This is a genomic window from Erythrobacter sp. A6_0 (assembly GCF_017744235.1).
Classification (GTDB): domain Bacteria; phylum Pseudomonadota; class Alphaproteobacteria; order Sphingomonadales; family Sphingomonadaceae; genus Qipengyuania.
Genome location: NZ_JAGHQR010000001.1, coordinates 741,499 through 762,718 on the forward strand (window position 1 = coordinate 741,499; position 21,220 = coordinate 762,718).

Here is a 21,220-nt window from a genome sequence, read left to right on the forward strand (position 1 = left end):
GACGGGAGGCTTACCGCGCGTCGGCAGCGTTGAAAAGCGCCTCCTCGGCAGCCTTCCACGGGAGCAGGATAGCTTCGTGGCGGCCCGGATGCGGCAGTGCGGGATCTAACATTTCGAGTCGCGGCCAGTCCGGGCGGTCGCTTTCGCCTGCCAACCATCGGGCGATCTCGCGACGGGCCTGTGCGATGTCCTGCGCGCTGCATCCAATGGCGCCCTTCGCGAAGATCGCCGCGGCAGCTTGGCCGACCGCGCAGGCCGACACGCGCAGGCCCAGCGTGGCGATCTGCCGTTGGTCGTCCAGCGAAACGCTTAGATCGACGACGCTGCCGCAGGTCCGCGACCGCGCTTCGGCCCGGACAGCGCTTTCCTTCTCGATCGGATAATCGGCTAGCTCCACCGCAAGGGCCAAAATCGCGGGGGAATAGAGCGACGCACTCGAACGGGTCATGGTGCGGGCGTCTCGTCCGCTTCTTCCCCAGCCGCAAGTCGCTTGCGCCGTTCCGCCACCATGGTTGCGAGGCTGCGCGAACTCGCATCGACGAATTCGTAGCTGCGGGCGTTGGCGATCCAGTCGGGCCGTCCGGCATAGCCCCAGACAGTGTCGTAACCCAAAACCAACAGAGTGAACCCGATTACAGCGATCACCGCGCCCTTCAACGCGCCGAACCCGAAGCCCAACACACGGTCGATCGGACCCAGCACCGAATGGCGCGACGCCTTGCCGACATTGTTGGCGATGACCTTCATCGCGGCATAGGGAATCAGCAGCAGCAGCGCGAAGGCCAGCACGGCGGTCGCGATATCGCCGCCGATATAGTCGCGCAGCGCGGCGGTCAGCGGCACATGCAGATATTTGATCGCGAAGATCGCCAGGATCCATGCGGCCAGTGACAGGATTTCCTGCAGGAAGCCGCGCTGAAATCCGCCGATCGCGGCAATCCCGACGATACCCAGTAGAAGAAAGTCGAAACCGGTCATACGCGATCCGGATTATGCCCCGCCCATGATCCGGTCAACGAGATTGGCCAATTGCGTAAGCCCGCCATATTTCAATTTCGACGAACCGCCGTCCAACTCCGACGGGCCGTAGCCCCGCTCGAAGCCCAGTTTGGCCGCTTCGCGCAGACGCAGGGCGCCATGCGCGACCGGACGAATTTCTCCGGCGAGCGACACCTCACCGAGCCAGACGCTGCGCTGGGGAAGCGGTTTGTCGGCCAGCGCGCTGACCAGAGCCGCCGCCACGGCGAGGTCGGCCGCCGGATCGGACAGGCGATAGCCGCCCGCCACATTCAGATAGACTTCCGCCGAGCTGAAATTCAGCCCGCACCGCGCCTCCAGCACGGCCAGCAGCATCGCCATGCGGCCATTGTCCCACCCCACCACCGCGCGGCGGGGCGTGGCGCCCGATTGCAGCCGGACGATCAGCGCCTGAATCTCGACCAGGACGGGCCGCGTCCCCTCGATCGCGGGGAACACCGCGCTACCCGCCAACTGCTCCTGTCGCCCCGACAGGAACAGCATGGACGGATTCTCGACCTCTTCTAGCCCTTCCTGCGCCATCGAGAACACGCCGATCTCGTCCACTGCGCCGAAACGGTTCTTCAACGCGCGCAGAATGCGGTACTGATGGCTGCGCTCGCCTTCGAAGCTCATCACCACGTCGACCATGTGTTCGAGAACACGCGGCCCCGCAATGCTGCCATCCTTGGTGACATGCCCGACGAGCACAAGCGCGACACCGTTTTCCTTGGCATATCGGATCAGTTCGAACGCGCAGCCGCGCACCTGGCTGACGGTTCCGGGCGCGCCTTCGATCGTGTCGGAATGCATGGTCTGGATTGAATCGATGACGAGGAGGCCCGGTGCCTCCATACCGCCCAGCGTAGTCAGGATATCGCGTACGCTGGTCGTGGAGGCCAATTTCACCGGAGCATCCGCCAGCCCGAGGCGAGAGGCGCGCATGCGCACCTGCGCGGTCGCTTCCTCTCCGCTGACATAAACGCATTGCCGCCCAGCACGCGCGATGGCGGCGGTAGCCTGCAACAGCAGCGTCGATTTTCCGATCCCCGGATCGCCGCCCATCAGGATCGCCGATCCCGGCACCAAGCCGCCGCCGAGAGCGCGGTCGAATTCTGCGAGCCCCGTCGATTGCCGAACCGGCACTTCGCCCGGCTTGTCGAGCGCGACGAACTCGACCGCTCGCCCACCGCTCGACAGATCGTGCTTCTGCGAGAACACCGTCGCAGGCGCTTCCTCGTTCAGCGTGTTCCATTCCGCGCAATCGGGGCATTGCCCCTGCCAGCGATGGTGGACGCTGCCGCAGGCCTGGCAGATGAAGCGTTTCTTGGGTTTCGCCATGGGCGCGCGTTACCCGGAACATAGGTGGAACGCAATTGCCAAACCGGCTTCTGCACGGCACAGCAGCTAGCGATGCGTCAGAAGGAACTCAGGATTGCGCTGGTCTGCTATGGCGGGGTGAGCCTGGCGGTCTACATGCACGGCGTCACCAAGGAGCTGTGGCATCTTGCCCGCGCGAGCCGCGATGCCGATGCGGCCCGGCCCGGTGCGGGTGGCAGCGCGCGGGTCTATCGCCGCCTTCTGGATCATATTTCCGACCATGCTGGCCTGAAGCTGCGCGTCCTTCCCGATATCCTGACCGGGGCGAGCGCGGGCGGCATCAATGCTATCTTTCTGGCTCAGGCTGTGCATTCCGGCCAGTCGCTGGACCCGCTCACCGATCTCTGGCTCGAAAATGCCGATGTCGACAAGCTGACCGATCCCGATGCGCGCCCGCTGTGGCGGTTTGCGAAAGTGTGGGCGCAGCCGCTTGCCAGCTGGGTTCTCAACCGGCCGGGCAATGCCGTCAGCGAAAGCGTCGCACCCGAAACGCGCGAGGAAGTCCGCACCAAGGTATCCCGCCTGATCCGCGGGCGCTGGTTCGAGCCGCCTTTCAGCGGCAGCGGCTTTTCCAACCTGCTCGAAACCGCTTTCGCCGCAATGGAAGACGCGCCGCTCGAACCGCCACTGCTGCCTGCCGGCCATCCGCTAGACCTGTTCGTGACCGCGACCGATTTCCACGGCCATCTGTCGCTGCTGCGGCTGAATTCGCCGCCGGTCGTGCAGGAAAGCGAGCATCGGATGCCGATCGCCTTTCGCTCTAAGACGCCCGCGCAGGAAGGCCGCGGTCTCGCCAACACGATCGAGCTGGTCCTTGCGGCGCGCGCCACGGCCAGCTTTCCCGGCGCCTTCCCGCCGGTGCGCCTTGCGGAAATCGACGCGATGGCGGAGCGGACCGGCCGGTCCTGGCCGGAACGCGGCGCGTTTCTCGAGCGGATCATGCCGGTGCATTCGCGCAGCGATACGGTGGACGGCGTCTCGCTCATCGACGGATCGGTGCTGGTCAACAAACCATTCGAAGGTGCCATCGCCGCCCTGCAAGGCCGCCCGGCGCAGCGCGAGGTCGATCGCCGTTTCGTCTATGTCGATCCTCGGCCAGACCGGACCGGATCGGCTGCGAATCCCGATCGGTTAAGCGATCGCAAGGTCGGCTTTTTCGCGGCCATATTCGGATCGCTCAGCACCATTCCGCGCGAACAGCCGATCCGCGACAATCTGGAATCGCTGGAGGCGCAAAGTCGCGAAGCAATGCGGCTGCGCCTGATCATCACGCGCCTGCGTCCGGAAGTGGAAGGTGCGGTGGAGACGCTGTTCGGGCGGACGCTATTCTTCGACCGGCCGACTCCCAAGCGTCTTCAGGCGTGGCGCCAGCGCGCGCAACAGGCGGCTGCGGTGACGGCGGGCTACACCTTTCAGGCCTATGCGCAGGCGAAGACGGCGGCGATCGTCGGGCGTCTGGCGAAGCTGGTGCATGAAAACACCAGCAAGCTGGGCCTGCCCGATGCCGAGCCGATCGAAGCGGCTTTGCGCGAGGAATTGTCGCGGCGTGGGCTCGATTCGCTGTCCGCCCCCGGCGGCGGCGCGCATGCCGAAGCGATCGCCTTCTTCCGCGCGCACGATATCGGTTTCCGCATCCGCCGTCTGCGGCTTCTCGCGCGCAGACTGGCCCGCGACTGGGAGGCCGATCCGGAAATAGAAGACGATGCGCTGGAGCAGGCCCGCGAAGCAATCTACGCGATCCTAGCGCTCTATTTCGAGCGCGAGAACGGCGACGGGCTGGGCGAGGAATTCGCCGCGGCGAGCGAGGATGTCCTCTCCGATCCCGGCACGGTGCTCGACATGCTGGAGGAAAAGCGGCTCCTGCCCCAGATCGACGACCGCGCCGAGGAAATGTTGGCCGATGCGCTGCAGGCCATGCCCAGCAATCTCAAGCGCCGGATGTTGCTGACCTATCTGGGCTTTCCCTATTACGACATCGCCACGCTGCCGCTGCTGCGCAATCAGGATCTGACCGAGTTCGATCCGGTCAAGGTCGATCGTATTTCACCCGAAGACGCCACCGCGATCCGCGAAGGCGGCACACAGGCGACCCTGCGCGGCACCGAATTCTTCAATTTCGGCGCCTTTTTCAGCCGCGCCTATCGCGAAAACGACTATCTGTGGGGCCGGCTGCACGGGGCGGAGCGGATGATCGACATCGTATGCTCCACTCTCGACGAGAAATTGCCGCGCACCGCGCGCGACGCGTTCAAGCGTGATGCCTTCCTCGCAATCCTCGACGAGGAAAGCGAGGCGGGGCGGTGTTCGACGATGCTGCTCGAACAATTGCGCAGCGAGGTGCGAACGCGATTGCCCTAGATTCTAACCGCCCAGCGCTTCCTTGATCTTGTCGAAGAATCCCCGGCTTTCCGGGCATTCATCTCCGGTCTCGGTATCGCGGAACTGTTCGAGCAGGGATCGCTGTTCCTTGGTCAGCTTGGTCGGCGTTTCGACCAGCAATTCGACCACCAGATCGCCGCGCCCGCGCCCCTGAAGGACGGGCATGCCAGCCCCGCGCTGGCGCAATTGGCGGCCCGACTGGATGCCTGCCGGGATCGTCAGCGTCACGGGTTTGCCGGCAAGGTCCGCAATTTCGATTTCGCCGCCCAGGGCTGCCTTGGTGAAGCTGATCGGTGCGCGGGTGACGAGTGTCGTCCCCTCTCGTTCGAAGATCGCGTGCGGCTGAATGTGCAGGAAGATGTAGAGGTCGCCCGAAGGCGCGCCGCGCGGGCCCGCCTCGCCTTTGCCGGACAGGCGGATGCGCGTGCCGGTATCGACGCCGGGCGGAATTTCCACGTCGAGCTTTTGAGGCAGGTCGATCCGACCTTCTCCACCGCAACTGCGGCAGGGATCGGCGATGACTTCGCCCTGGCCGTGGCAGTTGGGACAGGGGCGCTCCACGACGAAGAAACCCTGCTTGGCGCGCACCTTGCCCATGCCCGAACACAGGTTGCAGGTCCGCGCCCGCGTACCGGGACGCGCGCCGGTGCCATGGCAATCGTCGCAGGATTGCGAGACTTCGATCTCGATCTGCGTGTCCTTGCCGTGGAAGGCGTCTTCCAGGCTGATCTGCATGTCGTAGCGCAGATCGGCACCGCGCCGCGCCTGGCTGCGTCCGCCGCCGCCGAAGGCTTGGCCGAAAATGGTTTCGAAGATATCGCCGATATCGCCGAAATCCGCGCCGGGATGGCCGCCGCCGCCACCGCCCTGCTGGAAGGCGGCATGGCCATAGCGATCGTAGGCCGCGCGTTTCTGCGGATCCTTGAGGCAATCGTAAGCGACGCTGATCGCCTTGAATTTCGCCTCGCTCTCGCTGCAGCCCGGATTGCGGTCCGGGTGATGCTTCATCGCGAGCTTGCGATAGGCGGATTTGATCACCGCCCCATCCGCATCGCGCGAGACGCCGAGTATTTCGTAAAAGTCGATTTCGGTGGCTGACATGTTTCCCCCGCCCGAAAAATCAACCGCCACCGGTGCGGGTGTGCACCGTTGGCGGATCGTAGTTCATGAGACCGATCAGGCCTTGCTGTCTTCGTCCACTTCGGAGAATTCGGCGTCGACCACGTCGTCGTCCTTCTCCGCAGTGTCGGCCGAAGCGGCATCCGCGTCGCCAGCAGAGGCATTGGCCTGCTCGGCTTCGTAGATCGACTGGCCCATCTTCATGGCGGCTTCGGTCAGATCCTTGGCCTTGACCTCGATCTCGGACACATCGTCGCCTTCAAGCGCGGTCTTGAGCGCAGCGATCTTGGTTTCGACGTCGCTCTTCAGTGATGCGTCGATCTTGTCGCCATGCTCTTCGAGCTGCTTTTCGGTCGCGTGGACGAGGCTGTCGGCCTGGTTGCGGGCTTCGGCGCTTTCGCGGCGCTTCTTGTCCTCTTCGGCGAACTTTTCCGCGTCCTGCACCATCTGGTCGATGTCGCTGTCGGACAGACCGCCCGATGCCTGGATGCGGATCTGCTGTTCCTTGCCGGTGCCCTTATCCTTGGCACTGACGTTGACGATGCCGTTGGCGTCGATGTCGAACGTCACCTCGATCTGCGGCACACCGCGCGGTGCGGCGGGGATGCCGACGAGGTCGAACTGGCCGAGCATCTTGTTGTCGCTCGCCATTTCGCGCTCGCCCTGAAAGACCCGGATGGTCACCGCGTTCTGATTGTCTTCGGCGGTGGAATAGGTCTGGGTCTTCTTGGTCGGGATCGTGGTGTTGCGGTCGATCATCTTGGTCATGATGCCGCCCAGCGTTTCGATGCCGAGCGAAAGCGGCGTCACGTCGAGCAGCAGTACGTCCTTGACGTCGCCCTGAAGAACACCTGCCTGAATGGCAGCACCCATGGCCACGACTTCGTCAGGGTTCACACCGGTATGCGGCTTGGAATCGAAGAACTTTTCCACGACTTCGCGCACCTTGGGCATGCGGGTCATCCCGCCGACCATGATGACTTCGTCGATCTCGTCCTTCGAAACGCCCGCATCGGCCAGCGCCTTCTTGCAGGGTTCGAGCGTACGCTGGATCAGGTCGCCGACCATCTTTTCGAGGTCGGAGCGGCTGATCGTTTCGACGAGGTGCAGAGGAGTGGACGAGCCACCTTCCATGCGCGCGGTGATGAAGGGCAGGTTCACCTCGGTTGTCTGGGCCGAGCTCAGCTCGATCTTGGCCTTTTCCGCGGCTTCCTTGAGGCGCTGCAGCGCGAGCTTGTCGCTCCGCAGGTCCATGTTTTCCTTCTTCTTGAACTGGTCGGCGAGATATTCGACGATCGCGGTATCGAAATCCTCACCACCCAGGAAAGTGTCGCCATTGGTGGACTTCACTTCGAACACGCCGTCGCCGATCTCGAGGATCGAGACGTCGAACGTGCCGCCGCCAAGGTCGTACACGGCGATGGTCTTGCCGTCTTCCTTGTCCATGCCATAGGCAAGCGCGGCCGCAGTCGGCTCGTTGATGATGCGCAGCACTTCGAGGCCGGCGATCTGGCCGGCATCCTTGGTCGCCTGACGTTGGGCGTCGTTGAAGTATGCGGGCACGGTGATCACGGCCTGCGTCACGGTTTCGCCGAGATAGCTTTCGGCAGTTTCCTTCATCTTCTGAAGGATGAAGGCGGAAACCTGGCTGGGGGAATAATCCTCGCCGCCCGCTTCGACCCACGCGTCGCCATTCTTGCCCTTGACGATGTCATAGGGGACGAGATCCATGTCCTTCTTTGTCAGCGGATCGTCGAACCGGCGGCCGATCAGGCGCTTGATCGCGAACAGGGTGTTGTCGGGATTGGTGACGGCCTGGCGCTTGGCAGGCTGGCCGATCAGGCGCTCGCCATCCTTGGTGAAGGCGACGATCGAGGGCGTGGTACGCGCGCCTTCGGAATTTTCGACGACCTTGGGCTTTCCGCCATCCATGACGGCGACACAGGAATTGGTCGTGCCGAGGTCGATACCGATTACTTTGCTCATGCTTTCCCCATTTAAGAAAACGGTTGTTGGACACCGCTCCGTCGGCTTCCCAAGAGGCGAAACCCTTTGGCGGCTCGGGTGATGGAGGGGGATATAGGTGCGCGAAATCTTGGCACAAGGGACGCCGCGCGCTAGGCAGATCGCGATCGAGACGAGAGGGATATCGATATGAAGAAGACCGTTTTCGCCGCTCTGCTGCTCGCGGGCGCGCCGCTGGCGCTGGCCGCGTGTTCCGAAGCGGAGGCCCCCGCCGAAGCGAGCGATCCGAATACGATCGCAGGGCTTACCATCACCGATGCGCGCATGATGCTGCCGCCTGTCGCGGGCAATCCGGCGGCGGTCTATTTCACCGTCAAGAACGATGGCGACAAGAACATCGCCCTGCGCAGCGCCAGCGTGGAAGGATCGGGCAGCGCGCAGCTGCACGACATGATGGAATACGATTTCGAAATGACCATGGGCGAAATGCCGCCGCTGATGCTGCAACCGGGCGACAGCGCCGTGTTCGAGCCGGGCGGCAAGCATGTCATGGTTTACGAACTCGGCCCCGACCTTGCCGAAGGCGGCACCGCCGAAGTGACTCTGACGGCTGCGGGCGGGCGCAATCACACATTCGAAGCCCCGATCCAGGCGGCGGGCGAAGAGCGCTAGGACACGCGGAGGCGGCGCTGGCGCATCCCATCGATCTGGACGCCGAAGCGCCGCCCCCCTGCCCCGCGGGGGGAGAGCGCGCGCTAACCTCCGGCGAGGTGCGGATCGCCCGCTCCGTTTTCGGTAGCGCGATAGATTACGGTCGAGTGACGCTGAAGCGCCGCAAATGGGCGTTCTTCCAGCCCCGCAAGACAACCATGGCACCGCGCGGCCACATCCATTTCCACCCGCGCGGCGATTCCTATTGCGACGATTTCGCACGGGAAAGCGTGATCCGGCAGGGGCTGCTGATCCACGAACTCACGCATGTCTGGCAGACCCAGACTCTGGGTAACTGGTATCTTGTCACGCATCGCATGCCGTGGGCGCGTTACGATTACAGCCTCAAACCGGGCTGGCCTCTTAAGCGGTACGGGATCGAACAGCAGGCCGAAATCGTGAAGCACGCCTTCTGGCTCAGAAACGGCGTGAAGCTGGCCGGGGCGCCGGACGTGTCGGCCTACGACATGCTGGTGCGGTTTCCGGGCGCGACTACGCGCGGCTAGGCCGGACCCGAAAACGGCCCGCTCCCCGGTCGGGACGCGAGCCGTTTTTCAGTTATCGCCGCGATCAGTAGCGCGGATCGACCGGATAGCCTTGCGTGCCGAAGCAATCTTCGTCGAGATATCCGTCGCGATCGTACCCGTCGCAATTGTCGTTCTTGTCGACGAAATAGCCTGCCAGAGCGCCCGCAGCCGCACCCGCCAGTGCATAACGCGTGATGTCGCCGCCGGTCACGGCTGCGATCCCGGCACCGATCGCCGCGCCGCCCAGGCCGCCTTCGGCGGAATAGTTTTCGGCGCACGCGCCAAGGCTCATCGTCGAAAGGGCCAGCGCGGGGGCGAGAATCATCTTGGCGTTCATGTCGGTCTCTCCTGAATCCTGAAAGCTTCGGAAGGACTTACGCTCATCGGCATAGCACGTTCCCGCGCCGATGACCTTCACGCGCTGATGACGCTCAATCGCCGATGACGCTCAATCGTAAGTGACGTTCGGCAGACCCTGGCCGCCATCGGCGATGAACGCGTCGATGCGCGCTTCCAGCATCGGCAGCGGCACCGATCCAAGCGCGAGGACGACATCGTGAAACTTGCGGATGTCGAACCGGTCGCCCAATGCCTCTTCGGCCTCGGCGCGCACCCGGCGGATCGTAAGCTCGCCCAGCTTGTAGGACAGGGCCTGGCCCGGCCAGCTGATATAGCGATCAATCTCGGTCCCGACCTCGTGCTGCGACAGAGCGGTGCGACTGGCGAGATACTCCATCGCCCGCTCGCGGCTCCAGCCGTAACGGTGGATGCCGGTATCGATCACGAGCCGCGCCGCGCGCCACATCTCGTAGCTCAATCGACCGAAGCGCTCATAGGGCGTGCGGTAGATGCCCATCTCCTCGCCGAGATATTCGACATAGAGCCCCCAGCCTTCGCCGAAGCCGGAGAAATAGGTCTGCCTGCGGAATTGCGGAGCGGCTTCGCGCTCCAGCGCCACCGCCGCCTGGAAGCTGTGGCCGGGAATGCACTCGTGCAGCGTCAGCGCAGGAATATTGTAGAGCGGGCGCGATGGCAGGTCGTACGTGTTCATCTGGCACGCATCGAGCCCGCCCCGCCCCGCCGTGTAGAACGGCGCGATCGCGGGATCGACCGGGCGGATGGTGAACCGATGACGCGGCAGGAAGCCGAAATAATCCTCGATCACGCCATCGACGCGCTTGGCCGCATAGGCGGAGACGCCCATCAGCTCGTCCGGCGTGCGGGCGACGAATTGCGGATCGGTGCGCAGAAAGGTCACGAATTCGGGCAAAGTGCCGTCGAACCCGGCCTCCTGCTTGACCGCTTCCATTTCGGCGGTGATCCGCGCCACCTCGTCGAGGCCGATCCGGTGGATCTGCTCCGCCGTCAGGTCGAGCGTCGTATATTCCGCGATCTGCTGCTGGTAGTAAGCCGGGCCATCGGGCATCGCTTCCGCCGCCAGCGTGGTGCGGGTTTGAGGAAGATAGTCTTCGCGGAAAAAACGCAGAAAACCGGCATAGGCAGGCGTTACCTGGGTGTTTATCACCTCGCGCGCGGCAGCCTGCAGGCGCTCGCGATCCGCCGAGGAAAAACGCGCCGGGATCTGCTCGAACGCATCCCAGAACGGGCTGTCCTCGGGATCGTCAACCACGTAGGCTTGCAGCGACGCGTCGCGCCCTTCCAGCGTCACTCGGGGAACGGAAAATCCGCGCGCGAGGCCTGCTCGGGCATTGGCCTCCTGCTCGGAGAAATAGCGCGGGATGCTTTCGAGCCAGGAGAGATAGCGCTCATACTCCTCGACGCTGCCGAGAGGGCCACGCTCGGCGAGATAGCCCCAGAAATTGCTGTCGCTGTCGAACGGCATTTCCCATTCGCGAAAGCGCGCATCGCCGATTTCGGTTTCGAGAAGATGCCGCAGAACCGCCGCATCGATCTGCGCTTCAGGCGAAAATTGCGTGGTATCGAGCGCATCGAGCTGGCTAAGGAAACTCTTTGCCTGACGGGCGCGGGCCAACTGCGCCTCGGCAGTCACGGAAGGAAGCGCCGTTCCGCGTGCTGTGCTGCCATCAGCCTGCTCGACACGGCCGGATTGATCGAGCCGATAGCGATAATATGCATCGGTCAAAGCTTCGAGCTGCGCATCCGCGCTCGCCTCGACACTGGCCTGAGCGCGGGTCTCCTGAGCCGCGACCGGAACGGCAAATGGCATCGCGACGAGGACCGCCGCTCCTAGAATGGCAGTCCTCATCGTATCTCCCTCAATGTGCAGGATCAGTCGGGCTTCTTCGCCACGCCGACCATGGCCGGGCGGAGCAGGCGATCCTTGATCATGTAACCGGCCTGCATTTCCTGCACGATCGTTCCCGGCTCGTGATCATCGCTCGGTATCTCCATCATCGCCTGATGCTGGTTGGGATCGAGCGGCATGCCGGTCGAGGCGATGCGGGTGATACCGTGCTGGCCGAACACCTTGTCCAATTCGCGCTGGGTCGCCTCGATCCCGGCGATGAAGCCCTTGAGCTTCTCGTCCTCGCGCAGCGCTTCGGGCACGGACTGGACCGCGCGGGCCAGATTGTCCGACACGCTCAGGATATCGCGCGCAAAACCGGTTGCAGCGTAGTTGCGAGCGTCTTGCACGTCCTTTTCGAGGCGGCGGCGCACATTCTGCGTTTCCGCCTTGGCATAGAGGACGTCCTGCTTCGCCGTCTCCAGATCGCCGCGCAGCGCTGCCAGCGCGTCGTCCAGCGATTCCTCGACCTCGTCGTCATGCTCATCGCTATCGTCCCGGAACTCCTCCGGCACGCCATCTAATTCCTTGTCGACCGCTTCGTCGCGCGGTGTCTTTTCGTTCTCGTCGATCACGCGGAAATACCCATATTGTCAGATGCGTTTGCCCAGCTGGCGGGCGGTGAAATCCACCATGGGGACCACGCGCGCGTAATTCAACCGCGTCGGCCCGATCACCCCCAGCACACCGACGATGCGCCCCTCCCGGTCGCGATAGGGCGCCGCGATGACGGATGAGCCGGATAGAGAGAACAGGCGGTTTTCGCTGCCGATGAAGATGCGCGTCGCCTGCGCCTCGCGCGCTTCTTCGAGCAGCGCGGCGACCGATTGCTTGCTTTCGAGATCTTCGAGCAGCGATCGCACCCGCTCGATATCGCCCAACGCGCTTTCATCGAGAAGATTCGCTTGGCCGCGCACGATCAGGACCGGGCGTTTCGCCCCATCTTCGGACCAGGTGGCGAGGCCCCGGCGCACCAGATCGCGGCTCGCTTCGTCGAGCGCGCTGCGCCCCCCTGCGATTTCGGCATCCATGATCGCGGCGGCTTCGGCCAGAGTGCGTCCGGCGGCGCGGCGGGTGAGATAATTGCTTGCCTGTTCGAGCGAGGTGCCGAGCGCCTGAGCCGACAGGGGGACGATGCGATTCTCGACATGCCCGTCCTCCCCAACCAGCACGGCCAGAACGCGGTTCGCATCGATCGCCGTCAGGGAAATCTGCGCCAGGCGATGTTCGCGCCGTGGTACCATCACCATGCCCGCCGCCCCGGTAAGGTCCGAAAGAAGTGCGCTGGTTTCCTCCAGCGCCTGTTCGATCGGTCCCGGCTCGTCGATCCGTTGGCGGATCGCGGCGCGTTCGTGGTCTGTCGGTTCTGCCACCTGCATCATCGCATCGACGAAAAGACGCAGCCCACTATCGGTCGGCATTCGCCCGGCGCTCGTATGCGGAGCGGCGAGCAGGCCGCGCTGCTCCAGTTCCGCCAGCACCGACCGGATCGAGGCGGGCGAGAGATTGAGGCCGGATCCGCCAGCCAGAGTTTTCGAGCCTACCGGCTGCCCGCTCTCCAGGTAGCCCTCGACCACGAGCCGGAAGATGGCGCGTGCGCGGTCGGTCATTTCGGTGATGGGGGGCGTGGGCATGCATCTAATCTAACCCATCCCCTTGCGGCCTCAAGCCCCAAGCGGGTAACGCCGCCTGCAAGACTACCCCATTCGGAGATTTCCATGCGACCTTCAGGACGTGCGCCCGACGAAATGCGCGCCATCAACATCGAGACCGGCTTCACCAAACACGCCGAAGGGTCGTGCCTGATAAGCTTCGGCGAGACCAAGGTGCTGTGCAATGCCAGCATCGAGGATCGCACGCCGCCGTGGTTGCGTGGCAAGGGCGAAGGCTGGGTGACGGCGGAATATTCTATGCTTCCCCGCTCGACCCACACGCGGAGCATGCGCGAAGCGGTTAAGGGCAAGCTCGGTGGCCGAACGCAGGAAATCCAGCGCCTGATCGGGCGATCCTTGCGCAGCGTGGTCGACCTGAAAAAGCTAGGCGAGCGGCAGATCACGGTCGATTGCGACGTGTTGCAGGCCGATGGCGGGACGCGCACGGCGTCGATTTCGGGTGCCTGGGTGGCGCTCAGGCTCGCGATCGATGGGCTGATGAAGCAGGGGCTGATCAGGGAAGACCCGATCAATGCCAAGATCGCCGCGATTTCGTGCGGGATCTATAAGGACACGCCGGTCCTCGACCTCGATTACCCTGAAGATTCCAATGCCGAGGCGGACGCGAACTTCGTCCTGATCGAAGGCGGGAAGATCGCCGAAGCGCAGGCGACGGCGGAAGGCGCGCCGTTCGACGAGGAAGGCCTGCTGCGCCTGCTGCGTCTCGCCCGCATCGGCTGCGACCGTATCTTCGCGGCGCAGGAGGAGGCGGTGCGCGCATGACCCGGCGTCTCGGTTCGGGCAGCCTCGTCATCGCCACGCACAATGCCGGCAAGCTGAAAGAGATCGGCGCGCTGCTCGAACCTTATGGCGTGAAGTGTCTTTCCGCCGGATCGCTTGGCCTGCCCGAGCCTGCTGAAACGGGGACGACCTTCGTCGAAAACGCGCTGATCAAGGCGCGCGCCGCGGCGGAGGCTTCGGGCATGGCGGCCCTGGCCGACGATAGCGGATTGTCGGTCGATGCGCTCGACGGGCGGCCGGGGGTCTACACCGCCGACTGGGCCGAGCGGCAGTGGTTCGAAGGCGAGCCGGGGCGTGACTGGTTCATGGCGATGGGAAAGGTCGAGGGGATGCTTCGCGAGCGCGGGACCGACGTCGATCGCAGCGCGGCGTTTCACTGCGTGCTTGCCGTCGCCTGGCCCGATGGCGACCACGCGGTCTATGAAGGGCTGGCGCCGGGATCGCTCACCTGGCCACCGCGCGGGGAACTGGGCTTCGGTTACGATCCGGTCTTCGTGCCCGAGGGTCGCGAGCAGACCTTTGCAGAGATTGCACCAGACAAAAAACACGCCATCAGCCACCGCGCCGATGCTTTTGCCAAATTGGTGGCGGAGCAGTTCGGCGGCTAGCGATCCGATCAGTGCGCGCGGCGACCCATGACGTTGCCGGCGGGATAATAGCGGCAGACCAGCACATCATTCCCCCGCGCCGTCGCCACCGCGCAGCCGACTTCGCGCGTGTCGCGCCATACGATCTGGGTGTAGTGGCCGACATCGGCCCAATTCCCGGTTCGCGACACGTCCGGGAAGGTCGCGTGCCGGTAATACCGGCGTTCGTCGAGGAACATGTCGACCATGCCATCAACGTCCCAACCGCCGGACGTGCCCATCCACAAATTCTCGCCCGCTCCGTTGCGCGTGCGATCGTCCGCGTGTTCGAGCACTCCCCGGCGGCTCAGATATTCAGCCCATTCCGCCGCTTCGCGTTCGAGATGCGGGTTCCACGCAAGGTCCGGCACGCGCAGCCGGCGACGCTCGGCATTGTGCAGCGCAAGAATACGCGAAGCTATGTCCGAAGTCTGGCGGACCGAGTAATTCGCGTCGCGAATTTGCTCGCCGCGCGAAGCGGGCGCGCGCTCGCTTGCGAAGAGCGGCGCTGCCGTGGCAATAGTAAGTGCGAACGCGCTGGCTAAAGCAGCGCCAATCCCTACCCGTCCCATGGCCCCCATGTCGCGCGGTGCAGATTAAGATTCGCTGAAAGGCTTTGACAGAATTCGATGGCGCGAGCGCTTTATATCCATTGGCCCTTCTGCCTGGCGAATTGCCCGTATTGCGATTTCAACAGCCACGTCCGCAGCGGCGTCGACACGGCTGCCTGGGAGGACGCTTTGCTGGCCGACATGCGGTTCGAAGCGGAAAAGGCCGCAGGCGAACCACTCAACAGCATTTTCTTCGGCGGCGGCACGCCAAGCCTCATGCCGCCTGCGCTGGTCGCCCGCCTGCTGTCCGAAGCCGAAGGCCTGTGGGGTTTCGCGCCCGGAATCGAGATCACGCTCGAAGCCAATCCGTCTTCGGTCGAGACAGCAAATTTCGCGTCGCTTGCGGCGGCAGGCGTCAATCGCGCTTCCCTCGGTGTGCAGGCGCTCGATAACGAGGTGCTGCGTTTTCTCGGTCGGCTCCACGATGCGGGCGAGGCCTTGGATGCGCTCGCCACCGCGCAGCGCCATTTCGAGCGGGTGAGCTTCGATCTGATCTATGCCCGTCCCGATCAGAGCGAGAAACAATGGCGCGAAGAGCTCGCGCGCGCTCTCGATTTCCGGACCGGGCATCTCTCGCTCTATCAGTTGACCATCGAACCGCAGACTCGCTTCGCCACCGATGTCCGCCGCCAGGTCTTCGCGCCTCTGGACGACGAGCGCGCCGCCGATCTCTTCGCAGTGACGCAGGAGATGACCGTGGCTGCCGGTCTCCCCGCCTACGAGATCAGCAACCACGCCCGGCCGGGCGAAGAAAGCCGCCACAACCTCACCTATTGGCGGTATCGCGATTATGCCGGGATCGGACCGGGCGCACATGGGCGGCGGGGCGGAGTGGCGACTCTGCGACACAGGAAGCCGGAAAATTACCTGGCCGCGGTTGCGCGGCAAGGACACGGCTTGCAGGACGAACGCGCGCTCGACAGGCCCGAGCAGGCGAGCGAGGCGCTGTTGATGGGGCTGCGGCTTGCAGAAGGCGTCGATCTCGAAAATCTGTCTGTGCGGTTCGGCTACGCGCCCGAAGACCTGGTCGATCATGACAAGCTAGCGCTTCACCAGCGGCTCGGTCTGGTGCGGCAGGACGGTTCGCGCGTCACGGTGACACCGGCGGGAATGCCTTTGCTCGACGCGCTGCTCGCCGATCTGGTGGTCGCGGATCTTGTCACCGCGTGAGCAAAGCCGATATTCTCGAGGCCTGGCGAACGCATTTGGTCGAGGGGCGGCGCCGATCCGAACATACGGTGCGCGCCTATTGTGCGGCAGCGCGGCGGCTGATCGAAGCGACCGCAAGCGACGATTTCGAAGCGCTCGCCGATATCGATGCCGCGCGCCTCAGAACCCACCTTGCCGAGAGGCGGCAGGACGGGCTTTCCAACGCGTCGGCGGCGCGCGAGCTGTCAGCCCTCAAGAGCTTCCTCGGCTTCGCGCGCACGCAGCTGGGGCTTGAGGCGGACCGTGCGCCGCGCCTGCGCGGGCCGCGCCTCAAGAAGGGCCTACCACGCCCGGTCACGCCCGACGATGCCGTGGGCCTTGCCGATACGGTTCAGGACCAGGCCGCACTCGACTGGATCGGCGCGCGCGACCGGGCGGTGCTGCTGCTGCTTTACGGCGCCGGGCTCCGCATCGCCGAGGCGCTGTCGCTCCGGTTGGACGATCTGCCGCTAGGGGAGCGCCAAACGGTCACCGGCAAGGGCGACAAGCAGCGTGTCGTCCCCATCCTTCCGATCGTAGCCGATGCGGTCACCGAATATGCCCGGCTCCAGCCCTATCGCATCGAACCGGGGGATCGGCTGTTCCGCGGCGCTAAGGGCGGGCCTCTGTCACAGGGCATGGTGCAAAAAGCGGTCGCGCGGGCACGGATCGCGCTGGGCCTGCCGGCGACCGCCACGCCGCATGCCTTGCGCCATAGCTTTGCCAGCCATCTGCTCGGCGCAGGCGCGGACCTTCGAAGCCTTCAGGAGCTACTCGGCCATGCGAGCCTTGGTTCGACGCAAATCTATACCAAGGTCGATGCAGCAACGATGCTGGATGCTTACCGCAACGCTCATCCGCGTGAGCGCACTACTCCAAAACGCGATTAGCGCTTGGCGCGCGGTTTCCAGGTCATCAGCCGCCAGACATAGCCGATCACCGAAAGCACAATGGTGGCGATCACCACGCCGCTGACGACCCATCCGCTTTCGCCGAATGTCCGCGCGAGCCACTGAGTTCCGCCAATCAGGATCGCATTCCAAAGTGCTGCTCCTGCCGCCGTGAAGATGCAGAATTTAAAGGCGTTCATGTGGGCAAGGCCCGCAGGCAGGCTGATCATCGTGCGCATCACCGGCGTGGCGCGCAGGATGAAGACCACCCAATGTCCATGCTTGCGGAAGAAGTGCGAGGCCGCCTCCACGTCTTCCCATTCCAGCGTCAGCCAGCGGCCCCAGCGATCGATGAAGGGGCCGAGCCGTTCGTACCCCCATTTGTCGCCGATCCAGAACCAGACGTAATTGCCTGCCAGCGTTCCCGCCGTGCCGACTGCGAGGATTTCCCAGAAGGTGAAAGTCCCCCGCTCGATCGCCAGTGCGGCGGATCCCATGATCGCTTCCGATGGAATGGGAGGAAAAATGTTTTCCAGCGCCATGAGCAGCGCGATCCCGAACAGGCCGAGCCGCTCGACGATGGAGACGATGATATGGTCCATGGCTCGTGCAACGGACGGGCTGGCGATTGGTTCAGGCGATCAGGCGCCCAATCTCCGTTCGATCGCGTCCCAGATGCGCCCCGCCGTATCGGTGCCATTGAATTTGTCGATCGCGACGATGCCGGTCGGGCTGGTAACGTTGATCTCGGTCAGCCATTTGCCGCCGATCACATCGATACCCACGAAGACGAGGCCGCGTTTCTTCAGTTCCGGGCCCATGGCGGCGCAGATTTCCTCTTCGCGTTCGGTCAGCGTGGCTGCTTCGGCATAGCCACCCTGGGCGAGATTGGAGCGGAACTCCCCCTCCCCCGGCTTGCGATTGATCGCACCGGTGAACTCCCCGTCGACCAGCACGATCCGCTTGTCGCCCTCGCTCACTTCGGGAAGGAAGGGCTGGACCATGTGGGCTTCGGGCCAGGTGCGGTTGAAAACTTCGAACAGGGCCGACAGATTGCCGCCATCGGCGTCGATCTTGAAGATCGCCTTCCCGCCGTTCCCGTGCAGCGGCTTCACAACCACGGCGCCATGCTCTTGCTGAAAGGCGCGCACTGCATCGAGGCTGCGCGCGATCAAAGTCGGCGGCATGAAGCGCGCATAATCGAGCACGAACATCTTTTCGGGCGCGTTCACCACTTCGCGCGGATCGTTCACGACCAGTGTCTCGCCCCGCAATCGGTCGAGCAGGAAAGCGGCACTGATATAGCCGAGATCGAAAGGCGGATCCTGCCGCATCAGAACGACATCCACGTCCTGCGCAAGATCGATGCGGCGCGGTTCTTCGGCAGTGAAATGGTCGCCTTCGACGCGCTGTACGCGGACGGGAGTGGCGATGGCAGTGATCCTGCCGCGCGGACTGCCATCGCTTTCCCAGGCCAGCGAGCCGACATCGTAGTGATAGAGCGTGTGTCCGCGCGCCTGCGCCGCTTCCATGAGGGCAAAGGAGCTATCGCCCGCGATCTTGATCCATTCCAGCGGGTCCATCTGGACGGCGACATGTAGGGACATAGCTTGCCTTCTCGTTCGGTAAATCGGCGGTAGCGCAGTTCGCGCGTCTAGGGCTGCCAAGCGTTGACGATGTGGCGCGGCAGGGCGCCGGGTGCAAGCAGGATCACATCGACACGGATGTCTTCGCCATGCGGCGCATATTCGTGGGCGACGCATTCGACCGCAGCGGCAACGCGGGCGAGACGTCGCTCGTCAATGGCGGTGTCGAGATCGGCCTTGCGCTTGCGCCACTTTACTTCGACGAAGGCGACAAGACCGCCCCGCTTTGCCACGATATCGATCTCTCCACGCGGCGTTTTGACGCGGGTGTCGAGGATGCTCCAACCCTTGGCGCGCAACCAGAGGGCGGCGCGCGTCTCGCCTTCGCGGCCGCTCTTTTCGGCCAGCTGTCGCTTCACTCGCGGCGCATTTCCAGCGCGCGGGCATAGAGCGCCTTGCGGTCCTCGCCTGTGGCCCTGGCGACCTGAGCCGCCGCCTGCGATGGCTTGAGCGTATCGAGCGCTTCCCACAAAAGGGCTTCGATATCGGCTTGGCTGGAATGCATCTCGACCGGAGGGCCGATCAGCAGCACGATCTCGCCTTTGGGGGGGTGCTTTTCGAACCACGCGACGAGACCGTGGGGGAGCCCGCGGCGCAATTCCTCGTGCAGCTTGGTAAGCTCTCGCGCTACGGCGATCTCGCGCTCGGGCAAGACCTCGCCGATGGCGATCAGCGATTTGATAAGGCGCGGCGCGGTCTCGTAGAATATGATCGTCGCATCGATGTCTGCTACCTCCGCCAGTGCATCGCGCCGGGCCTTGTCCTTGCTGGGGAGGAATCCGGCGAACAGGAAGCGATCGTTGGGTAGACCGGACAGCGTCAATCCGGCGATCAGCGCGCAGGCGCCCGGTATCACGGTCACCGGTATCCCTTCCGCCCGACAATCGTTGACCAGGCGATAGCCAGGGTCGGACACCAGCGGCGTGCCCGCATCACTGACGAGCGCAATCGCACGCTCCCGCATGGAAGAAACCAGACGCTCCCGATCGCGATGCTCGCTATGATCGTTATAGCGCCACAGGGGTTTGGACAGGCCGAGATGCTTCATCAGCTTACCCGTCACCCGCGTATCTTCGCATGCAACGCCATCGCAACGCCGCAGCACATCCACTGCACGCAGGGTAATATCCCCGAGATTGCCAATCGGGGTCGCGACGATATAGAGCCCGGGATCGAGGGTCTGGGAAGAGGATGCGTCAGCGCTCACCCGGACAGCCATGAACCAGATGCAAGGGACCGGGCAAGCATGAAGACATTCGCAATCACCCGCCGTCTGGCGATGGTCGCGGGCAGCGCGGCTTTGTTGGGCGCCTGTTCGATCATTCCGCGCGGCGCCGATATGCCGAGCCGCCCGATCGAAAATGCTCCCCTGCCCGAGCCGACCGAGACCGGCCTTCCCCAGGATCAGGACCGGCATCGCATCGCGCTGCTGGTGCCGATGTCGGGCGATAACGGCGCGGTCGGCCAGTCGATCGCGAATGCGACAACGATGGCGATCCTCGACACCAATGCCAGCAATCTGCGCATCACAGCCTACGACACTGCGATCAATCCGCGCGATGCGGCGCGGCGGGCGCTGGCAGACGGCAACAAGCTCATCCTCGGCCCGCTGATGGGCGAAAATGTCGGCGCCGTGCTGTCCGAGGCGCGCAGGGCCGACGTGCCGCTGATCTCTTTCTCCAACGATGCATCGATCGCTTCGCCCGACGTGTTTGTGATGGGTCAGATCCCCGAACAGTCGATCCGCCGCTCGGTCGAGTATGCGCGCGAAGCCAAGGGCGTGCGCGATTTCGCGGTCGTGGCACCGGAGGGCGAATACGGCCGCCGGGCGGAAGCCGCGCTGCAGACGGCCGTCGCCGATTTCGGCGGGCGCGTCGTTGGGCAGGAAAGCTATGCGCGCGGGAACACTTCGGTCGTTTCGGCCATGGATCGGCTGGTGGCACGGGGCGGATTCGGCGGTCTTCTGATCGCGGACAGCGCGCGGCTGGCGACGCAGGCGGCAGGCCGGATAAAACCGGGCGGCGCGGGCAACACGCTCATCATCGGCACCGAATTGTGGAGCGGGGATGCGTCCGTCACCCGTGCGTCGGCGCTGCGCGGGGCGATCTTCTCCGCGGTGTCGGACGATCGCTATCGCCGGTTCGTGGACAGTTACGAAGCGCGCTTCGGCGCTCAGCCCTATCGCATTTCGACGCTGGGGTACGATGCCGTGCTGCTGACTCTGCGCGTGGCTCGCGACTGGCGCGTGGGCCGCGATTTCCCGACCTCGCAATTGCGCGACAGCGGTGGCTTCGTCGGGCTGGACGGGCCGTTCAGGTTCAGACGCAACGGCGTGGTCGAACGCGCCTTCGAAGTGCGCGAGATCCGCAACGGCCAGGTCGTCGTGGTCGATCCCGCGCCGAACCGGTTCGACGATTAAGGAGCCGGTCCGGGCATTGCGCG

At 64.3% G+C, this 21,220-nt stretch carries 22 protein-coding genes; 8 read left to right on the forward strand and 14 right to left on the reverse strand.

All coding sequences use genetic code 11. The annotated features are described in order from the left end of the window. Nucleotides 1-10: 10 nt before the first annotated feature. From J7347_RS03720 to radA, 3 genes are read right to left on the reverse strand one after another with little or no spacing between them, the layout of a single operon-like run. Nucleotides 11-448, reverse strand: coding sequence for an iron-sulfur cluster assembly scaffold protein (locus J7347_RS03720; protein WP_209160873.1), 438 nt, complete (start codon nt 446-448; stop codon nt 11-13). Then, nucleotides 445-978 carry a CvpA family protein gene (locus tag J7347_RS03725; protein WP_209160874.1) on the reverse strand — a complete coding sequence of 178 codons (534 nt, stop codon included), beginning with the start codon at nt 976-978 and terminating at the stop codon, nt 445-447. Before J7347_RS03725 ends, J7347_RS03720 begins: the two co-directional genes overlap by 4 nt. Nucleotides 979-990: 12 nt before the next feature. Further along, entirely contained in the window at nt 991-2,358 is a 1,368-nt protein-coding gene (gene radA, locus J7347_RS03730) for a DNA repair protein RadA (protein WP_209160875.1), read from the reverse strand. A 72-nt stretch (nt 2,359-2,430) separates the two neighbouring features. Here radA and J7347_RS03735 point away from each other — a divergent pair, with 72 nt between their 5' ends. Next, entirely contained in the window at nt 2,431-4,755 is a 2,325-nt protein-coding gene (locus tag J7347_RS03735) for a patatin-like protein (protein ID WP_209160876.1), read from the forward strand. A 3-nt stretch (nt 4,756-4,758) separates the two neighbouring features. Here the strand turns inward: J7347_RS03735 and dnaJ are convergent, their stop codons facing one another. Further along, on the reverse strand, nt 4,759-5,877 hold the full coding sequence (dnaJ, locus tag J7347_RS03740; protein ID WP_209160877.1) for a molecular chaperone DnaJ: 1,119 nt from the start codon (nt 5,875-5,877) through the stop codon (nt 4,759-4,761). A gap of 75 nt (nt 5,878-5,952) precedes the next feature. Next, nucleotides 5,953-7,881 (reverse strand): molecular chaperone DnaK, encoded by a 1,929-nt coding sequence (gene dnaK, locus J7347_RS03745; protein WP_067680043.1) that lies wholly within the window; start codon nt 7,879-7,881, stop codon nt 5,953-5,955. A gap of 168 nt (nt 7,882-8,049) precedes the next feature. On the opposite strand from dnaK, the gene J7347_RS03750 reads away from it, so the two are divergent. Both J7347_RS03750 and J7347_RS03755 read left to right on the forward strand, forming a co-directional pair. After that, nucleotides 8,050-8,532, forward strand: coding sequence for a copper chaperone PCu(A)C (locus tag J7347_RS03750; protein ID WP_067680041.1), 483 nt, complete (start codon nt 8,050-8,052; stop codon nt 8,530-8,532). 17 nt (nt 8,533-8,549) lie between these two features. Beyond that, nucleotides 8,550-9,077, forward strand: coding sequence for a vgr related protein (locus tag J7347_RS03755; RefSeq protein ID WP_067680067.1), 528 nt, complete (start codon nt 8,550-8,552; stop codon nt 9,075-9,077). Nucleotides 9,078-9,141: 64 nt separating this feature from the next. On the opposite strand, the gene J7347_RS03760 is transcribed toward J7347_RS03755, so the two are convergent. The 4 genes from J7347_RS03760 to hrcA form a co-directional block, all read right to left on the reverse strand. Beyond that, entirely contained in the window at nt 9,142-9,435 is a 294-nt protein-coding gene (locus J7347_RS03760; RefSeq protein ID WP_067680064.1) for a glycine zipper domain-containing protein, read from the reverse strand. A 111-nt stretch (nt 9,436-9,546) separates the two neighbouring features. After that, nucleotides 9,547-11,325: a DUF885 family protein gene (locus J7347_RS03765; RefSeq protein ID WP_209160878.1), complete on the reverse strand. Its 1,779-nt coding sequence runs from the start codon at nt 11,323-11,325 to the stop codon at nt 9,547-9,549. A 23-nt stretch (nt 11,326-11,348) separates the two neighbouring features. Then, nucleotides 11,349-11,939, reverse strand: a complete 591-nt coding sequence (grpE, locus tag J7347_RS03770; RefSeq protein ID WP_209160879.1) for a nucleotide exchange factor GrpE — start codon at nt 11,937-11,939, stop codon at nt 11,349-11,351. A gap of 18 nt (nt 11,940-11,957) precedes the next feature. Next, a complete protein-coding gene (gene hrcA, locus J7347_RS03775) occupies nt 11,958-12,998 on the reverse strand; it encodes a heat-inducible transcriptional repressor HrcA (protein WP_209160880.1) in 1,041 nt (346 codons plus the stop codon). 84 nt (nt 12,999-13,082) lie between these two features. Between hrcA and rph the strand changes: the two genes are divergently transcribed. After that, nucleotides 13,083-13,799 (forward strand): ribonuclease PH, encoded by a 717-nt coding sequence (gene rph, locus J7347_RS03780; RefSeq protein WP_067680029.1) that lies wholly within the window; start codon nt 13,083-13,085, stop codon nt 13,797-13,799. Next, entirely contained in the window at nt 13,796-14,425 is a 630-nt protein-coding gene (gene rdgB / locus J7347_RS03785; RefSeq protein ID WP_067680026.1) for an RdgB/HAM1 family non-canonical purine NTP pyrophosphatase, read from the forward strand. Before rph ends, rdgB begins: the two co-directional genes overlap by 4 nt. 8 nt (nt 14,426-14,433) lie before the next feature. On the opposite strand, the gene J7347_RS03790 is transcribed toward rdgB, so the two are convergent. Next, the gene (locus J7347_RS03790; RefSeq protein WP_348521553.1) at nt 14,434-15,024 is read right to left on the reverse strand and encodes a CAP family protein; all 591 of its coding nucleotides are present in this window, start codon (nt 15,022-15,024) and stop codon (nt 14,434-14,436) included. Between the two features lie 48 nt (nt 15,025-15,072). On the opposite strand from J7347_RS03790, the gene hemW reads away from it, so the two are divergent. Further along, the gene (gene hemW / locus J7347_RS03795; protein WP_209160881.1) at nt 15,073-16,224 is read left to right on the forward strand and encodes a radical SAM family heme chaperone HemW; all 1,152 of its coding nucleotides are present in this window, start codon (nt 15,073-15,075) and stop codon (nt 16,222-16,224) included. Then, nucleotides 16,221-17,132, forward strand: coding sequence for a tyrosine recombinase XerC (locus J7347_RS03800; protein ID WP_067680021.1), 912 nt, complete (start codon nt 16,221-16,223; stop codon nt 17,130-17,132). Before hemW ends, J7347_RS03800 begins: the two co-directional genes overlap by 4 nt. Here J7347_RS03800 and J7347_RS03805 read toward each other — a convergent pair. From J7347_RS03805 to rsmI, 4 genes are read right to left on the reverse strand one after another with little or no spacing between them, the layout of a single operon-like run. Further along, nucleotides 17,129-17,734 carry a DedA family protein gene (locus J7347_RS03805; RefSeq protein ID WP_209160882.1) on the reverse strand — a complete coding sequence of 202 codons (606 nt, stop codon included), beginning with the start codon at nt 17,732-17,734 and terminating at the stop codon, nt 17,129-17,131. The genes J7347_RS03800 and J7347_RS03805 overlap by 4 nt on opposite strands. Nucleotides 17,735-17,773: 39 nt before the next feature. Then, nucleotides 17,774-18,739 carry a glutathione synthase gene (gshB, locus tag J7347_RS03810; protein ID WP_209160883.1) on the reverse strand — a complete coding sequence of 322 codons (966 nt, stop codon included), beginning with the start codon at nt 18,737-18,739 and terminating at the stop codon, nt 17,774-17,776. 47 nt (nt 18,740-18,786) lie between these two features. Beyond that, nucleotides 18,787-19,137 (reverse strand): YraN family protein, encoded by a 351-nt coding sequence (locus tag J7347_RS03815; protein WP_209160884.1) that lies wholly within the window; start codon nt 19,135-19,137, stop codon nt 18,787-18,789. Continuing rightward, nucleotides 19,134-19,997 carry a 16S rRNA (cytidine(1402)-2'-O)-methyltransferase gene (gene rsmI / locus J7347_RS03820; protein WP_209160885.1) on the reverse strand — a complete coding sequence of 288 codons (864 nt, stop codon included), beginning with the start codon at nt 19,995-19,997 and terminating at the stop codon, nt 19,134-19,136. Before rsmI ends, J7347_RS03815 begins: the two co-directional genes overlap by 4 nt. 27 nt (nt 19,998-20,024) lie before the next feature. On the opposite strand from rsmI, the gene J7347_RS03825 reads away from it, so the two are divergent. Further along, on the forward strand, nt 20,025-21,197 hold the full coding sequence (locus J7347_RS03825; RefSeq protein ID WP_209160886.1) for a penicillin-binding protein activator: 1,173 nt from the start codon (nt 20,025-20,027) through the stop codon (nt 21,195-21,197). Nucleotides 21,198-21,220 lie beyond the last annotated feature (23 nt).

Excerpts from the sequence above, each read along its gene's own strand:
- rph (WP_067680029.1), top strand. The coding sequence starts at position 13,083 with ATGCGACCTTCAGGACGTGCGCCCGACGAAATGCGCGCCATCAACATC.
- dnaK (WP_067680043.1), bottom strand. The coding sequence starts at position 7,881 with ATGAGCAAAGTAATCGGTATCGACCTCGGCACGACCAATTCCTGTGTC.
- rdgB (WP_067680026.1), top strand. The coding sequence starts at position 13,796 with ATGACCCGGCGTCTCGGTTCGGGCAGCCTCGTCATCGCCACGCACAAT.
- J7347_RS03790 (WP_348521553.1), bottom strand. The coding sequence starts at position 15,024 with ATGGGGGCCATGGGACGGGTAGGGATTGGCGCTGCTTTAGCCAGCGCG.
- J7347_RS03720 (WP_209160873.1), bottom strand. The coding sequence starts at position 448 with ATGACCCGTTCGAGTGCGTCGCTCTATTCCCCCGCGATTTTGGCCCTT.
- radA (WP_209160875.1), bottom strand. The coding sequence starts at position 2,358 with ATGGCGAAACCCAAGAAACGCTTCATCTGCCAGGCCTGCGGCAGCGTC.
- J7347_RS03760 (WP_067680064.1), bottom strand. The coding sequence starts at position 9,435 with ATGAACGCCAAGATGATTCTCGCCCCCGCGCTGGCCCTTTCGACGATG.
- J7347_RS03750 (WP_067680041.1), top strand. The coding sequence starts at position 8,050 with ATGAAGAAGACCGTTTTCGCCGCTCTGCTGCTCGCGGGCGCGCCGCTG.
- gshB (WP_209160883.1), bottom strand. The coding sequence starts at position 18,739 with ATGTCCCTACATGTCGCCGTCCAGATGGACCCGCTGGAATGGATCAAG.
- J7347_RS03725 (WP_209160874.1), bottom strand. The coding sequence starts at position 978 with ATGACCGGTTTCGACTTTCTTCTACTGGGTATCGTCGGGATTGCCGCG.
- J7347_RS03765 (WP_209160878.1), bottom strand. The coding sequence starts at position 11,325 with ATGAGGACTGCCATTCTAGGAGCGGCGGTCCTCGTCGCGATGCCATTT.
- J7347_RS03805 (WP_209160882.1), bottom strand. The coding sequence starts at position 17,734 with ATGGACCATATCATCGTCTCCATCGTCGAGCGGCTCGGCCTGTTCGGG.
- dnaJ (WP_209160877.1), bottom strand. The coding sequence starts at position 5,877 with ATGTCAGCCACCGAAATCGACTTTTACGAAATACTCGGCGTCTCGCGC.
- J7347_RS03825 (WP_209160886.1), top strand. The coding sequence starts at position 20,025 with ATGAAGACATTCGCAATCACCCGCCGTCTGGCGATGGTCGCGGGCAGC.
- hemW (WP_209160881.1), top strand. The coding sequence starts at position 15,073 with ATGGCGCGAGCGCTTTATATCCATTGGCCCTTCTGCCTGGCGAATTGC.
- J7347_RS03735 (WP_209160876.1), top strand. The coding sequence starts at position 2,431 with ATGCGTCAGAAGGAACTCAGGATTGCGCTGGTCTGCTATGGCGGGGTG.
- hrcA (WP_209160880.1), bottom strand. The coding sequence starts at position 12,998 with ATGCCCACGCCCCCCATCACCGAAATGACCGACCGCGCACGCGCCATC.
- rsmI (WP_209160885.1), bottom strand. The coding sequence starts at position 19,997 with ATGGCTGTCCGGGTGAGCGCTGACGCATCCTCTTCCCAGACCCTCGAT.